The organism is Paraburkholderia adhaesiva (assembly GCF_021390575.1).
Classification (GTDB): domain Bacteria; phylum Pseudomonadota; class Gammaproteobacteria; order Burkholderiales; family Burkholderiaceae; genus Paraburkholderia; species Paraburkholderia adhaesiva.
In genome coordinates this window covers 909955-922420 of sequence record NZ_JAJEJQ010000002.1, presented here as the reverse complement: position 1 = coordinate 922420, position 12466 = coordinate 909955, and the positions used below count along the sequence as shown (strand labels likewise).

The window sequence follows — 12466 nt, the reverse complement described above, 5'->3', positions numbered from 1 at the left end:
GGCCTCGCCTCGACACATATAGACCGCGCGCGCGATTAGGACTGAATATTCGCGTATGCCGAAAAAAATATCTGTCAATAAAGGTCAGATTCACCTGAATAGCGTTGTCTAATCGCAAGAGAGCCTGAACAGGGTACTTTCAGGGCTCGTCGCGTGGGCATCTGACGCTTGGAGCCCGCGCAAGGCAGGCTCCGTCGTTTCTGGGTAACTCCCCGAATCTCCTCACCATGGGCGACTTCTACACGGCCCCCCCCCGGCTGGCGCAGCGCCTCAACAATGAGCACGGCATCCTCGCGCGCACAGGATTCCACCTGCTGGCTGACCTGCCGGAACACGTCCATCAATGCCTGACACTGGGTTTCGCTGGTGTCGGGCCATGTCATCACGCGCGCGAGCGCCACGAGCTGCCCGATATAGGCCACACGCTGCTGCGCGTGACTGGCCGCGAGCATCGCGAGACTTTCCAGGCGGTCGTTCTCGCGCAGCAGGGCCTGGACCTGACCGGCAGGAGGAAGATCGCTGTTAGTCGCCCACATTATTAGATATCCATAGCAATCGTCAGAAAACGATAAGACAGCAGAACAGCGGGAACACACGGGGGAGGAGATTCCGGCGCTCTGCGGGAACAGTCCGCAGCACCGGCCAGGACGGGTAAGCGGGCGAATGCCAGGGTTGGACGACCGGCGTAGAACCAGACCGGCGAGCCGGAAGGCTCCCCCCGACATCACCCGCCCGTAGAGAAATACAGGGACGAGCAGTTAACTGTCAGACCTCGCGAACGAGGATGACAAAAAACGACACGCTTTCGGTTCTGTCGCATGATGGTGCCCGCCGGAAATCCGGATGTGACCACCCCGCCCGGCTACCGCACTCACTGCGCTGCGTTCTTCTGGCGACGCAGGACTGGCGGATGCCGCGCGAACAGCAGTCCACCAAGCAGCAGGCAGCACGCGACGGTAATCACCGGCTCGCCGGGCCAGTCACGCGCGTTGTGCAGCCAGATCAGGCCGGTCAGGTTCCACCACGCGCCCGCGAGAATCAGCCCGAACACGATGCGCCAGTAACGCGGCTGCGCGGACAGCATAACCAGCCACGCCGCTGCCACACCCAGCACGACGTACAGCGCAGCATGCAGGATCATCATCTGTCATCTCCCGGCTCATGTCCGGCACGGTCCCCGAAACGGCGTGCCAGCCGGTCGGCCATCCGGTCCGCCACGCTGTCGCCGCGCCGCTGCACCAGGTGAATCAGGATCTCCACGATGAGCGGACCGAGCGCACCGGTCGCGAACGCGACGGCGCGCTGCATTTCAAGGCTGTTGGTCGACAGCCAGTGCAGGTCAATGGCGGGCGCGACGAACAGCGCCATCAGCGCGCCGGTCGCGAGATGCGCGATACGCACCAGCGTGCCCGGCGGGGCGATCACCACCACGCGCACGAGCGCGCCGGAGATCCCCGCCGCGAACACCCACAGCGGCTCGTGGTAGAACGGCTGGACGTCCATCATGCGATCGCGAAGGCGGTCTTCGCGGCGGCGTGATACGTTTCGCGCCTGGCCTGCTGGTCCATGGCGGGGCCGTTGATGATGCGTGTCGTGGCCGCGAAGTCCCCCTTGTCCGCTTGCTCATTGCAGCCGTGCGAGGCCCAGAACCACGCTGCGGAGCGCGCCGCCAGATGGTCGTCCGTGGCGAGTCCATCGGGATGGCTGACGAGATCGACGCCCAGTGCGCGAGCGCAGTCGCGGTAGTTGTCGCGAAAGGTAATCTGCTTCAGTCCCCGCCCGCGAAAACGCCAGCCATCTCCGCTCGCGGCATCCCCATTGCCATAGCGGCTCGCGTAGGCCAGATTGGCGATCTGCTGCTGGCGTGCCAGCGGTACGGTCGTTTCGTTGGGATGCCGCCCGAGCGTCGCGCGCATCGTCGCCGGGACGCGCGAGAAGATCGCGAGGGCTTCGGGGCGGTAGTTGAACGATTCGGTGAGTTGCGTCAGGCCCCCCGATTCGTGGCGGATCTGCGCGAGGAAAGCTGCCCGCCGGGCTGGGGTGTTAATGGCGAATTCGGTCATCGCCGCCGAGACCGGCTCGAACCATCGCGCGGTAAGTGCATCGGTGAGCGCCGCAGCGCGCTGGAAGGTATCACGGTCCATGTTGGCTCTCCACAAAAAACGCGCGACCAGAAACGCCGCGCGTGCGAAAGAAAGGCCGTCATGCAGTCAGACACGCATGCCGACGTTGTAGTGATTGCGAACCTGTTGCGCGGTGAGCGCATAGGTGTAAAGGGCGACTTCGCCGATCACGCCTTCGAGCGGCCCGAAGTTCCAGCCGGTCGAGCCGATCTGCAGGATGCTCTGGATGGTCGGCGCATTCAGCAGGTTGGCGTTGCCCGCATTCGCCACCAGGTGCCCGTTGACGTAGATCGAGGGTGGATGTGACGTGCCCGTACCGTTCATCACGTAGACGTAATGCGCGGCGGTACCGGGCGGCGCAACGGTCCCGTTGGCGGAAAAATACTGCGCGTTGTTGCCCGTCCAGTAATAGATCACGTCCGCCTGGCCGCCCTGGTTCTGGTGCTGGATACCCAGGTCCAGCCCGCCCTGGCGGCTGCTGCCGCCGAGCCAGGTCTTGTTACCGAGAAAGCGCACGCCGGTACAGGGCGGATAGGAACCATTCGCGCCCGCTGCCGGATAGGCCGAAACGTTGACCCAGCATTCGACGCTCCACGGCGTAGCGTCGCAAAACTGCGCGGCGGCGCTGATGTCGATCCAGGCATCGGAGGCACCGGAGAGGCTGACGTAGGCGTTCGCGCCACGGGTCAGCAGCGGGGCCGCCGCGAGCGCCACGCCCGTCTGATAGGCGCCGTCGAGACCATTGCCCGAACTGTCGGCGGCGACGGTACCGTCCGCTTCATCGAGCCGGTAATACGCATAAGGGTCATCGGCCAGCACCACAGCCTGATAGGGCGGCCCGCTGCCGCTCGTCATCAGCAGCCGCTTCGCAAGACGGCTCACAGGTTCTGCCCCGCAACAAAGCCGCAGTACGTCGCACCGCCGTCCTGCGTATAAACGATGAACGTATCGAGCTTGCCCGCCGTGCCCGAGAGCGACGGCGCGATGCCCTGCGGCCATTTGATTGACGCGGGCCAGGTGATCGCCGAACCCGTACTGTTCGTGACGACCAGCACGAATTCAGCGAGCGTGCCCGCGGCCGGCGCATTGGTGATCGAGACCGTGGTGTTCGTGCTCGCGGCGACCGGCAGGTTAAAGAGGATTTCGGGCGCCCCCTGCGCAAGCGGCGTGAGGTCGAGCGTGACACTCGCCGCGCCGGTGAGATTGACTACCGTCGTCGCCGTCGCGCCTGCCGAGAGCGTGCCGTCCGGTGCGATGGTCGTCCCGGGTCCTGCGATGACACCGCCCAGCGTCGTGGCCGTCGCGGCCGGCAGCGTGTAGTCCACCGGGATGCGCGTGACGAGCACATCGTATTCGCCGTTCACGCGCGCGAGACACACCGCGAACTCGCCGGGTTGCAGGACCACGTCCGCCACGGCAGTCGGCCCGCCCATCCAGATGAAGTCGCTTCCCTGCGCGACCAGGTTCAGCACGCCCAGACCGTGGTTGTAGACGAGAAACGCAATGGCGCTGAACGGCAGCGTCGCGGTCGGCGCGAGCGTCAGGGTGCCGCCATCCGGCCCCGCCCACTGGATCGCCATGCCCGCGACGCTCGCATCGAGTCCGGTATCCTCACCATAGGTTACCTGTCCCGCGTAACTGCCGAGCGCGCGCTGCACGAACGCCGTGGTCGCGGCGGCAATGCTGACATCGAACTGCGGCGGCGTGGTGAAGACCGGCTCGCCGGTCAGGTCCGCATAGCTGCCGGTGGTGGCGACCTTGGCGAAATCGGGGCGGTTGAGGATCTGCGCGGGGCCACTCGCGGCATCCCAGTCCGCGTTGACCTGCGCCGCCGGAATGGCCGGTACATCCGTGAGATCGTCGTAGCGGCCAGTGGTGGCCACCGCCGCCAGGTTGGGGCGATGGAGGATCTGCGCGAGGCCCGAGGTGGCGTCCCAGTCGGCATTGGCGGGCGCGGGGGGCGTACCGGTGAGGTCGCCATATTTACCACTCGTGGCCACGGCGGCGAGCGCCGGACGGTTGAGGATCTGCGCAGGACCGCCCGTGGCATTCCAGTCGGCATTCAGGAGCGCCCACCCGGCAGCGCTGCCATCGGTCGCATCGGGATCGGTGACGTTGTCATCCTGCAGGTTCAGCCACAGCCCCTGGCCGTTCGCGCGCAGCAGCACCACGCCCGCCGGATAGCCACCGATGTTTGGGTCATTGGCGAACGTCGCATCGTAGACGCGTGGGCCACCGGCCATCAGCCACCGCACTGCCTGCGAGAGCACGAACAGGATGCCGTTCATGTCCACGCCGAACGGCGGGATGCCCCCCTTCAGCGGGTCGGTCATCGTGAGCGGCGGGAAGCCGTCATTGAACGAGGCCGCGCCTTTCGTCATGCCGATCTGCGAGGCGACCGGGATCGTGTTGCGGTTGCCGTTCTGCGCGAACGGCACCGTGACCGGCGGCGGACTGTCAGTCAGGCGCATGATCGTGACTCCGTTTGCCAGTCAGGTCGCCTGCCAGGTAATCGCCTCAACCTGCGCGATGGTGGTGGCCGCCATCACTGCAGCGATCTTTGCGAGCAGTGATGGATAGTCAGGCGGCGTGCGATTCGTGATGGCCTGCGCGAGTCCCTCCAGATCGCCCCACGTGAAGGGCGTCACGGGCTGGTCTGCCGCGTTCAGCCAGAGGTCCGGCAGCCAGGTGCACGTTTCGGCGTGGGCTGCCCGCATCGCGTCGAGATTCGCGATGCTCGTGGCATCGCACGCGTACAGGTCGATGTGGCCTGCGGCGGTCGTGAAGCTGACCGGTGCCTCGCCCGCCGATTGCCAGGCCGCGCGCAGTTGTGCGATTCGCGCGGCCTGCGCTTCGGCCAGGCTCATCGAGGGTTCGGGCGGTGCCGCAAACAGCGCGTTTTCGGGTGGCGTCTCGCCCAGCGCCGTGATGCGGTGTGCGCTGCCGTCCGCCAGCCAGTACGCTGTGTCGCGCCAGTCGGCGACCACGGCCCACTGGCCGTCAACGATCACCGCCGTTTCATGCGTGCCGGTGACGGGCCGGTTCTCCGGCGTCGGCACGACGCAGGTCGGCGGGATCGGCGACGCGGTGTCGTCGGGCATGGCTGCGGCGGCGGGTGAATCCGGCGACGGGAGATCATGAAGTGCCCAAGCCCCCTCCTGCCAGCGCGCGGTCTGCGACTGTGCCTCGAACGCCGGGGGCGCGACGAGCACACAGCCAGGTGGCAGCAGGAAGGCGCCGGGTGCGAGCGGATCCTCCTGCACCAGCGTTTCGCCCACGAATATGCCCTGCGCATCGCACTGCCAGGCAGTCCGGATCATCGTCCGGCGCGCCGCGAGCGCCTCAGTTGTCGACTCAGTACGCGATGAGGAAGTTGACGGCGAGGTTCTTGCCGCGCGTTTCGGTGCTGCCCGCCGCGGCGATGCTGATGCCCGTGCCATTGCTGTAGATCCCTATGCTGGTGACGGCACCGTAGATGCCGATGCCCGTGCCCGATCCCCCGATATAGATGCCGGTCCCGCCTGCGCTGGTGTTGTTGCGCGTGCCGTTGTAGGCGCCATATTGATTGGGCGGACTGACCGCGCACGCCCCGCCGTTGTCCTGGCCCGCCTGCACCCAGCCGCCTGCGGGCATCGCGTGCGCGTGACCCGGGTCGCCCACGCCGTGCGCGTGGCCGGGGTCCGCGACGCCATGCGCATGTCCCGGATCGGACATGCCGTGGGCGTGGCCGGGGTCCGTGACGGTGTGCGCGTGCGAGGCGTAGGCGTCGGCCTGATAGCTGCCGAGCGAGCGCCCTGAGTCGAGCCCGCGCCCGTTATCGAGCCCCCGCAGGCACACGCCCCGTGTATCGGGCAGGTTGAAGGTGGTGGCGCCATCGCCCGTGCCGTAGGTCGTGCCGATCACGAGGAACAGTGACGCATAGGTCACGCGCGACACCACGGCACCGTTCGCGAGCAGAAAGCCCGCCGGCACCGCGCTGCCGGTAAACGGCAGCAAGGCACCGGGCGGGATGAACGAGCCGGGGACGCCAATCAGGTCGCTGTACTGGCCGGTGGTCGCCACCTTTGCAAGATCCGGCCTGTTGAGGATCGCGCCCGGCCCGCCCGCCGCATTCCAGTCGGCGTTCAGCGCGAGCCAGTTGCGCGCCGCATTGGGGTCATTCGCGTCCGTTGCATCGGGGTTCGTCGTGTTGTTGTCGGCACAGTTGAACCAGAAGCCGGTCAGGTCCGCGCGCAGCACCACCGCCCCCGCCGGATAACCGCCGAGGTTCGGGTTGCCCGCGAACGCGGGGTCGTAGACGAACGAGCCGCCCGCCTGCATCCAGCGCGCCACCGCCGAGATGACGAACAGGATGCCGTTGAAGTCCAGTCCGTCCGGCGGCACCCCGCCCTGGGTCTTCGGCTGCATCGTGAGCGGCGGGAAGCCGTCATTGAGCGACGCCGCCCCCGCCGTGATACCCGCCTGCGACGCCTCGGGGATCGCATTGCGCAGCCCGTTGGCGGCGAATGGCAGCGTGACGAGCGCCGGGGACTGGTCAGCCTGCATTGAGGACTCCCGTCGAGAACACCCCCTGGTTGAACGGCTGGAAGTCCTCCACCGCGTTGGCGAAGCCGAACACCTCGTGCGAGGCCTGCACGAGATTGCACAGCACGCCGGTCGGGCGCGGCAGCACGCCCGACTGCGTAAGAAACGCCACTTCGAGAATCGTCAGGTCGAACTCGAACACGTACAGCATCGTCATCGCGCCGGTGTCGAGCGCATAGCAGCGACCACGGCCCGCGAACAGGTACTGCAGCATCTGGTTCAGCGACGCGCACGAGCCCGCCGTGATGTTGCCCATCGCCTTGGTCATGATGAGCGTGCGATAGGTGGTGTCGTCGAGCGCGACGTTGCGCACCACGGGCGGCGAGCCGTCGCTGAAGACGCCGTAGTTGAACGGCTGCACGCCTTCGGTCGGGTTGGCCGCATCGAACGCTTCGGCAAAGCCGAACCCGGCGGGTGGCAGCGCCGCCGCGACGCCCCGCGTCACGTTGACGATCCTGCCCCACACGTCCAGACCGTTGCCGGTGGCGGTCGCGACATTCCAGATCGTGTCGTAAAAAGCGTCGAGATCGGCGTGCGGCTCGATATCCTGATTCAGGCACCCGATCAGCGCCGTAATCGTGGGGCTGTTCGCATACTGCGCGAGCAGCGTGGCGGTCCAGTCTTTCATGACGTGCTTACCTGGATCACCGCCACGTTGGTCGGATCGAGCGTCGGGTACTCATCGATGCCGAACGCAAGCGACGTTTGCGACACGTCCAGCGGATCGGTGCCGAGCGCAATCGAGAAGATGTTCACGTTCGCGTCGGTGGCGGCCACGCCTGCGTAGTAGCGCCCCGCATAGGTGGTCGAGCCGATGCGCGCGCGAATGCCACCCCCCACCCCGCCGTCCTCGCCGTTAAAGGCCGACACGATCGCCGCCTGGATCAGCGAGGTGATGTCGTCAGGCAACTGGTCGTTCGCCTGGATCGTGACGGTAAGAAAGCACTGCACCGGCGCGGGCGTTTCCCAGCTCACCGTGTACTGCGGCTGCGGCGGGGTATAGCTCGTGTCATGGAGCGTGTACGAGGTGTTGCCGTTGTAGTCGCAGCCCGGGGCCTTCCTGCTCCAGATCGCGGCGGCAATGGCGGCAGGATCGCCGCCGATCGCCGAGACGAACAGCGAATGCCCGGCGAGCGGATAGTTCGTCGCGCCGTAGTTGACCACTGCGCTGGTCGGGTTGTCGATCACGAACGCGTCCAGCACGTTCGGCACGTTCAGCACCGCGCCGTAGACCGCCTGCACGCTGTTGACCGAGTTGATCGCCACCGACAGGCGGCGCCTGGCTTCGAACGCGGCGCGGCTCTCGACGAGCTGCCCCGGCGTGCCCGCCGTCGTGTTGGTGACGCGGTCCCAGCCCTGCGCGGCGGTGTAGATCGTTGCGAGCGCCCCGATCGGGCAGGCCACCGGCCCCATCGTCTGGCACTGGAACGGCACGTCGACCGAGCCTGAAGCGGGGATCGTCGCGGCGACGGTCGAGGCGTACAGGTAGCCGTTCACGTCCTGGGCCACCGACCCTGCCGGGATCACCGCCCCGACGAGGCCGATGCACGTGGCGGTCACTACCGTCCCCGAGGCCGCGATGCGGTTCAGGAAATAGATGCGTCCGATCGCATCCTGCCAGCGGCCCGAGGCGACATCGGGATCGATCTGGTTCGCGACCTCGAGGATGTCGGCGTTCTTGTCGCCGATGATGGCGGTGAGCGACTGCGCGAGCTGTCCCTGCGGCGAACTGAGCTGCGGATTGACGCCGCCGCCGAAGGCCGCGTCGATATCGGCCTGCACACCGGCGAGGATCGCCGATTCGGCAGGCACGACCGGCCCCTGATCCGTGAACTGAATCGGCGGGACATTGGTCTGCATGGCCGCGCGTACAGCGCGAGGACAACGGGTGGGTCAACTCCAGATTGCTGCGTATGACCCAGCTAGAAGATCACGGTCTGTGTGTTGCCGTTCGCATCCGTTACGTCGATTTCGCCCGCGAGTTGCCGCCCGTTGAGCACGAGCTGCGTGACGGTGCCCGACGCCACGTTCGGGACCGTCAGTGCGGCATTGACGAGTTCGCTGCGGATGAACGAGGCCGGAGGCAACTGCCCCAGCACCACCTGCCAGTACGGGACGCCGAGCGTCGTGTCGTAGTAACACTCGCTACGAAACGTGCGAATCGCACTCGCCACGTCCTGTGCGACCTGGTACGGATCGGTCGCACACGCGATGTTGCCCGAGGCATCGAGCACCAGGTCCCACGCTGTCCTGTCCAATAGCAGTGTCTTCATAACGCGGCAGACAGAACAGTTGCGGCATTTAACCGGCGGCTAGAATATGGCTTCTCTACCGACGCGATCTTGTGAGGGGCTTCCGTATGCCGATGGACTACAAACAGTACCAGGAAGAGGTTACCGCGGACATCGCGGAGGTCTTGAACAGTGCCGGGTGCCAACCCATCCTGTTTGTCGGGTCTGGATTCACGAGGCGTTATGCTGGCGGTCCCAATTGGGAAGAATTGCTCAGGAAGCTTGCAAACGCGTGTCCAAAAATCGATAAAGATTTCGCCTACTACAAGCAGACTTACAACGGCAACCTCCAGAAGATTGGGTCAGTATTTACCGATCTATACCGAGAGTGGGCCTGGTCCGAGGGAATCGCTGAGTTCCCCGCGGAATACTTCCACGACGACGCGCCGCGCGACATATTCATCAAGTACAAGATCAGCGAACTGCTCGAGAAGCTCGGCCCGGATGCGAACGGCTCGTACGGTTCTCCGGGATTAGATGCCGAAATCGAGGCGCTCAAGAATATTAGCGCCCATGCAATTATCACCACCAACTACGACGAAATTATCGAGCCGCTCTTTCCCGAGTACGAGCGAATTATCGGACAGCAAATCCTGCGGAAAGGCTACCTGTCGATTGGCGAGATCTTCAAGATCCATGGCTGCCGTTCAAATCCGTCCTCAATTGTTTTCAACGAAGAAGACTACGAGCGCTTCAAGGAAGATCACAAATACCTGAGCGCGAAGCTCCTGACCTACTTCATTGAGCACCCTTTGCTTTTCATCGGCTACCGGGCAGAGGACCCGAATATCAAGTCAATCCTGTACGATGTCGACCGCATGGTACGCGCCGACTTCCAGCTTGTGCCGAACATCTACATCCTGGAGTGGAATGACAAGCTGGATGAGAAGTCTTACCCTGCCCGTGACAAGGTCATTTCGATCGCACCAGACGTAAACATCCGGATCAAGAGCATCAGCGCATCGTCGTTCGAGTGGGTATTCAAGGCGTTTGGTCAGGCAGGCAACCTGGAAAACATCAATACGAAACTCTTGCGCGCCCTCATGGCACGTTCCGTCGAACTAATCCGATCCGACATTCCGAAAAAGCACGTCGAGATTGATTTCAAACAGCTCGAGCATGCGGTCGAATCGGGTGAAACTTTTGCCAAGCTGTTCGGCGTAACCTCCATCGCAAATCCTTCGCAGGTAAATCTCGACTACAAATATGCGTTGACCGGAGTTGCACAGGAGCTTGGTTTCACAACGTGGCACAAGGCTGACGATTTGATCTCGATTCTTCGCGATCAGACTGGCTTCGATATGAAGGCCACCGACAACAAGTACCACATCGCTATCAAAATGGGACACAAGTCAAGCCAGTTGGGCCATCGTTATACGGATGCGGCAGTTGATCTTCTTCGAAAAGTCCTTAAGAACGAAGAGTACAAGATCGACACCGGGACGATCGACGTGAACAAGAACCACGTTGCAGCAGCAGGCAAAGGGACCTGATGTGAGCCGCCGCAACGGTCAAAGAGGTGCGCTCGTTACGCCGCCCACCGAATCTCGGTGCTCGTGGCCATGCACGCTCGTGCCTGCCGCCCTCACGTCCTGCTGCACCGTCAGGGGTCCCGCCATCGTCGCATCGCCGCCCTGCGGCCCCTCGCCTTGCGTGACCGCCCCGTCGAGTTCGATGGCCGGAGCCGAATCGGTGATGCCGTTGCCTGCCGTCAGTCCAATGCTGTTATCGGCCTGCAGCACGATGGTGGGGGCCGCCAAGCGAATCTGCACGGGCGACACGATGTCGATGCCGTCCGGGGAGAACGCCACGTACTGCTGCGGCGCGGTCCCCAGCACCGTCGTCACGTACACCGAATCCGACAGGTCGTGGCGGCGCAGGCTGCCCGGTGTCGCCGCGCCCGCGTTCGCGATGACCGACGAGCTGTCACGGTCGCACACCGCGACGAGTCCAATGTCGCCCGCCTGCGGGTCGAGGATCACCGCGTTCGCCCCACCCGCGAGACGCAGGTACGGGATACCGTAGATCACGCCGTGGGCGATCACGTTGCCTGCGCCATCGAGCTGCCCGGCGAGCGGCTGCACATCGACCGTACCCGCGCCCTCGATCGCGCCGTTCTGGCGGGCCGCGATCACCTTGCCCAGATAGGCCGTGCGCACGCGCGTAAGCAACTGCTCGACGACCGTCCTCTGCCGCGCGTACTCGCCCGCGAGCGACCACGGACGGATGCTGGTGACGGCGGCGCTAGTTGGGGCTGACACCGAGATATCCCACAGGAGACAGGTTGAGCGTGCTGAACCACGGACCATCGGGCGTGAGCGTCGAGAGTTCGTGACTCGCGCGCATCACCTGCCAGCTGCCAGAGGCCATCGGCACGAGCGACTGCACGTTCGCGGTCGCGCCAAAGAGGATCGCCGCGTTCCACTCGCAACTGACCTCGAGGCCGGTGGGCGTGAAGGTCGGATAGCCGCGCATGCCGGTCGCTGCCGAGAGGGTCACGGCAGGAAAATCTGGTGCGCCGCCGTTGGGCCAGCAATGCAGCACGCCCTGGTCGAGCAGCACGAGCGTCTGCGTCGCACCCGCCACCTTTTCGATCTGGTCCATCAGCGTGCCGGCCAGATACTGGCCGGAGATCTTCGCGGTGACGCCGTGGTTCTGGAAGGCATAACCTGCCTGCTTCGCCAGCCCGCCGATGATGCTCGCGACATCCTGCGGACCGGGGTACGTGTTGGGCGGCGCGGCCTGGATGCGCTGCAGGAAGCCGCTCGAGGCATTCACGACGAACGACACCTCGGGGCTGCCGCTGAAATCGGTCACCGCCGAATAGATCGTGCCCACAAAGATCGTGTTCATGAGGCCCGCGCTGCTCCCATTAGCGGAGCCGTCCACCGAGCCCGCCTCGATGGTGACCTGGTCGCCGTTCACGGCAAGGCCCGTGAGGCCCCGCGTGGCCAGTGCCCCCATGTCGGCGAGCTGCATGCCGTAGATGCGCAGCGAGAGCGTCGGCAGCGCCAGGCCTCCGCCGTTGTTGGCGAGGCTGACCTGCACACGATGCCCTTCGAGGTCGAGGATCTGCGAGCCATCGGGAAACGTCGTCTTCGCCAGCGCGAATGTCACGTTGATGCGGCGCTGTGCGAACGGCATGGCGCACCTTCACGCGCTCGCAACCGCGCTGGCCTGAACGTACAGCAGCGGCCAGCGCGAGCCGAGTCCCGTGTAGTCGGGATCGTCGCTGCCCGCCGTATCGGTAAACACAAGATCCCCGGCAAAGCCCAGATACGCCTCGCGCACCAGATACACGCCTGTGCGGCACAGCACGCCCGCCATGACGAGGTTGCCCGCGACGTACAGGTCAAGATAAAGGCCCGTGCGTTTCTGGTAGAGCGCGAGACCGCAGTTCTGCTGCGCCAGCGCCACCGACAGGCGCTGCGAGGGCACCGCCGCCAGCGGTACGGTCTGCATCGGATC

General features: G+C 65.0%; 15 protein-coding genes. 1 reads left to right on the top strand and 14 read right to left on the bottom strand.

Going from position 1 to position 12466, the window contains the following annotated elements; genetic code table 11:
* Nucleotides 1-74 precede the first annotated feature (74 nt).
* From L0U80_RS19750 to L0U80_RS19700, 11 genes are all read right to left on the bottom strand, one after another.
* Complete coding sequence (locus tag L0U80_RS19750) at nucleotides 75-536, bottom strand: hypothetical protein (protein ID WP_233868789.1); 462 nt, start codon at nucleotides 534-536, stop codon at nucleotides 75-77.
* A 335-nt stretch (nucleotides 537-871) separates the two neighbouring features.
* Nucleotides 872-1144: a hypothetical protein gene (locus L0U80_RS19745; protein ID WP_233868786.1), complete on the bottom strand. Its 273-nt coding sequence runs from the start codon at nucleotides 1142-1144 to the stop codon at nucleotides 872-874.
* A complete protein-coding gene (locus L0U80_RS19740; protein WP_233868782.1) occupies nucleotides 1141-1506 on the bottom strand; it encodes a hypothetical protein in 366 nt (121 codons plus the stop codon). The genes L0U80_RS19745 and L0U80_RS19740 overlap by 4 nt, the downstream gene beginning before the upstream one ends.
* Nucleotides 1503-2144, bottom strand: a complete 642-nt coding sequence (locus L0U80_RS19735; RefSeq protein ID WP_233868779.1) for a glycoside hydrolase family 19 protein — start codon at nucleotides 2142-2144, stop codon at nucleotides 1503-1505. The genes L0U80_RS19740 and L0U80_RS19735 overlap by 4 nt, the downstream gene beginning before the upstream one ends.
* 66 nt (nucleotides 2145-2210) lie before the next feature.
* Entirely contained in the window at nucleotides 2211-3005 is a 795-nt protein-coding gene (locus L0U80_RS19730) for a LamG-like jellyroll fold domain-containing protein (protein ID WP_233868763.1), read from the bottom strand.
* Nucleotides 3002-4594: a hypothetical protein gene (locus tag L0U80_RS19725; RefSeq protein WP_233868760.1), complete on the bottom strand. Its 1593-nt coding sequence runs from the start codon at nucleotides 4592-4594 to the stop codon at nucleotides 3002-3004. The genes L0U80_RS19730 and L0U80_RS19725 overlap by 4 nt, the downstream gene beginning before the upstream one ends.
* A gap of 21 nt (nucleotides 4595-4615) precedes the next feature.
* Nucleotides 4616-5443: a hypothetical protein gene (locus L0U80_RS19720; protein WP_233868757.1), complete on the bottom strand. Its 828-nt coding sequence runs from the start codon at nucleotides 5441-5443 to the stop codon at nucleotides 4616-4618.
* Nucleotides 5444-5477: 34 nt separating this feature from the next.
* Complete coding sequence (locus tag L0U80_RS19715) at nucleotides 5478-6668, bottom strand: tail fiber protein (RefSeq protein WP_233868755.1); 1191 nt, start codon at nucleotides 6666-6668, stop codon at nucleotides 5478-5480.
* Nucleotides 6658-7335: a DUF2612 domain-containing protein gene (locus tag L0U80_RS19710; protein ID WP_233868752.1), complete on the bottom strand. Its 678-nt coding sequence runs from the start codon at nucleotides 7333-7335 to the stop codon at nucleotides 6658-6660. Before L0U80_RS19710 ends, L0U80_RS19715 begins: the two co-directional genes overlap by 11 nt.
* Nucleotides 7332-8567, bottom strand: coding sequence for a baseplate J/gp47 family protein (locus L0U80_RS19705; RefSeq protein ID WP_233868749.1), 1236 nt, complete (start codon nucleotides 8565-8567; stop codon nucleotides 7332-7334). The genes L0U80_RS19710 and L0U80_RS19705 overlap by 4 nt, the downstream gene beginning before the upstream one ends.
* 62 nt (nucleotides 8568-8629) lie before the next feature.
* Nucleotides 8630-8965, bottom strand: coding sequence for a contractile injection system sheath initiator (locus tag L0U80_RS19700; RefSeq protein ID WP_233868747.1), 336 nt, complete (start codon nucleotides 8963-8965; stop codon nucleotides 8630-8632).
* 107 nt (nucleotides 8966-9072) lie between these two features.
* Between L0U80_RS19700 and L0U80_RS19695 the strand changes: the two genes are divergently transcribed.
* Nucleotides 9073-10491, top strand: coding sequence for an SIR2 family protein (locus tag L0U80_RS19695; protein WP_233868744.1), 1419 nt, complete (start codon nucleotides 9073-9075; stop codon nucleotides 10489-10491).
* Between the two features lie 18 nt (nucleotides 10492-10509).
* Here L0U80_RS19695 and L0U80_RS19690 read toward each other — a convergent pair whose 3' ends face one another.
* The 3 genes from L0U80_RS19690 to L0U80_RS19680 are packed head-to-tail and all read right to left on the bottom strand — an operon-like array spanning nucleotide 10510 to nucleotide 12460.
* The gene (locus L0U80_RS19690) at nucleotides 10510-11259 is read right to left on the bottom strand and encodes a Gp138 family membrane-puncturing spike protein (protein ID WP_233868741.1); all 750 of its coding nucleotides are present in this window, start codon (nucleotides 11257-11259) and stop codon (nucleotides 10510-10512) included.
* On the bottom strand, nucleotides 11243-12142 hold the full coding sequence (locus L0U80_RS19685) for a baseplate hub protein (RefSeq protein WP_233868738.1): 900 nt from the start codon (nucleotides 12140-12142) through the stop codon (nucleotides 11243-11245). Before L0U80_RS19685 ends, L0U80_RS19690 begins: the two co-directional genes overlap by 17 nt.
* 9 nt (nucleotides 12143-12151) lie before the next feature.
* Nucleotides 12152-12460, bottom strand: a complete 309-nt coding sequence (locus L0U80_RS19680) for a phage baseplate plug family protein (protein WP_233868735.1) — start codon at nucleotides 12458-12460, stop codon at nucleotides 12152-12154.
* Nucleotides 12461-12466: the final 6 nt, after the last annotated feature.

What these genes read in the sequence shown, in the direction of transcription:
- L0U80_RS19735 (WP_233868779.1), bottom strand. Translation starts at nt 2,144, where the DNA reads ATGGACCGTGATACCTTCCAGCGCGCTGCGGCGCTCACCGATGCACTT.
- L0U80_RS19705 (WP_233868749.1), bottom strand. Translation starts at nt 8,567, where the DNA reads ATGCAGACCAATGTCCCGCCGATTCAGTTCACGGATCAGGGGCCGGTC.
- L0U80_RS19710 (WP_233868752.1), bottom strand. Translation starts at nt 7,335, where the DNA reads ATGAAAGACTGGACCGCCACGCTGCTCGCGCAGTATGCGAACAGCCCC.
- L0U80_RS19745 (WP_233868786.1), bottom strand. Translation starts at nt 1,144, where the DNA reads ATGATGATCCTGCATGCTGCGCTGTACGTCGTGCTGGGTGTGGCAGCG.
- L0U80_RS19695 (WP_233868744.1), top strand. Translation starts at nt 9,073, where the DNA reads ATGGACTACAAACAGTACCAGGAAGAGGTTACCGCGGACATCGCGGAG.
- L0U80_RS19720 (WP_233868757.1), bottom strand. Translation starts at nt 5,443, where the DNA reads ATGATCCGGACTGCCTGGCAGTGCGATGCGCAGGGCATATTCGTGGGC.
- L0U80_RS19740 (WP_233868782.1), bottom strand. Translation starts at nt 1,506, where the DNA reads ATGATGGACGTCCAGCCGTTCTACCACGAGCCGCTGTGGGTGTTCGCG.
- L0U80_RS19715 (WP_233868755.1), bottom strand. Translation starts at nt 6,668, where the DNA reads ATGCAGGCTGACCAGTCCCCGGCGCTCGTCACGCTGCCATTCGCCGCC.
- L0U80_RS19725 (WP_233868760.1), bottom strand. Translation starts at nt 4,594, where the DNA reads ATGCGCCTGACTGACAGTCCGCCGCCGGTCACGGTGCCGTTCGCGCAG.
- L0U80_RS19685 (WP_233868738.1), bottom strand. Translation starts at nt 12,142, where the DNA reads ATGCCGTTCGCACAGCGCCGCATCAACGTGACATTCGCGCTGGCGAAG.
- L0U80_RS19750 (WP_233868789.1), bottom strand. Translation starts at nt 536, where the DNA reads ATGTGGGCGACTAACAGCGATCTTCCTCCTGCCGGTCAGGTCCAGGCC.
- L0U80_RS19680 (WP_233868735.1), bottom strand. Translation starts at nt 12,460, where the DNA reads ATGCAGACCGTACCGCTGGCGGCGGTGCCCTCGCAGCGCCTGTCGGTG.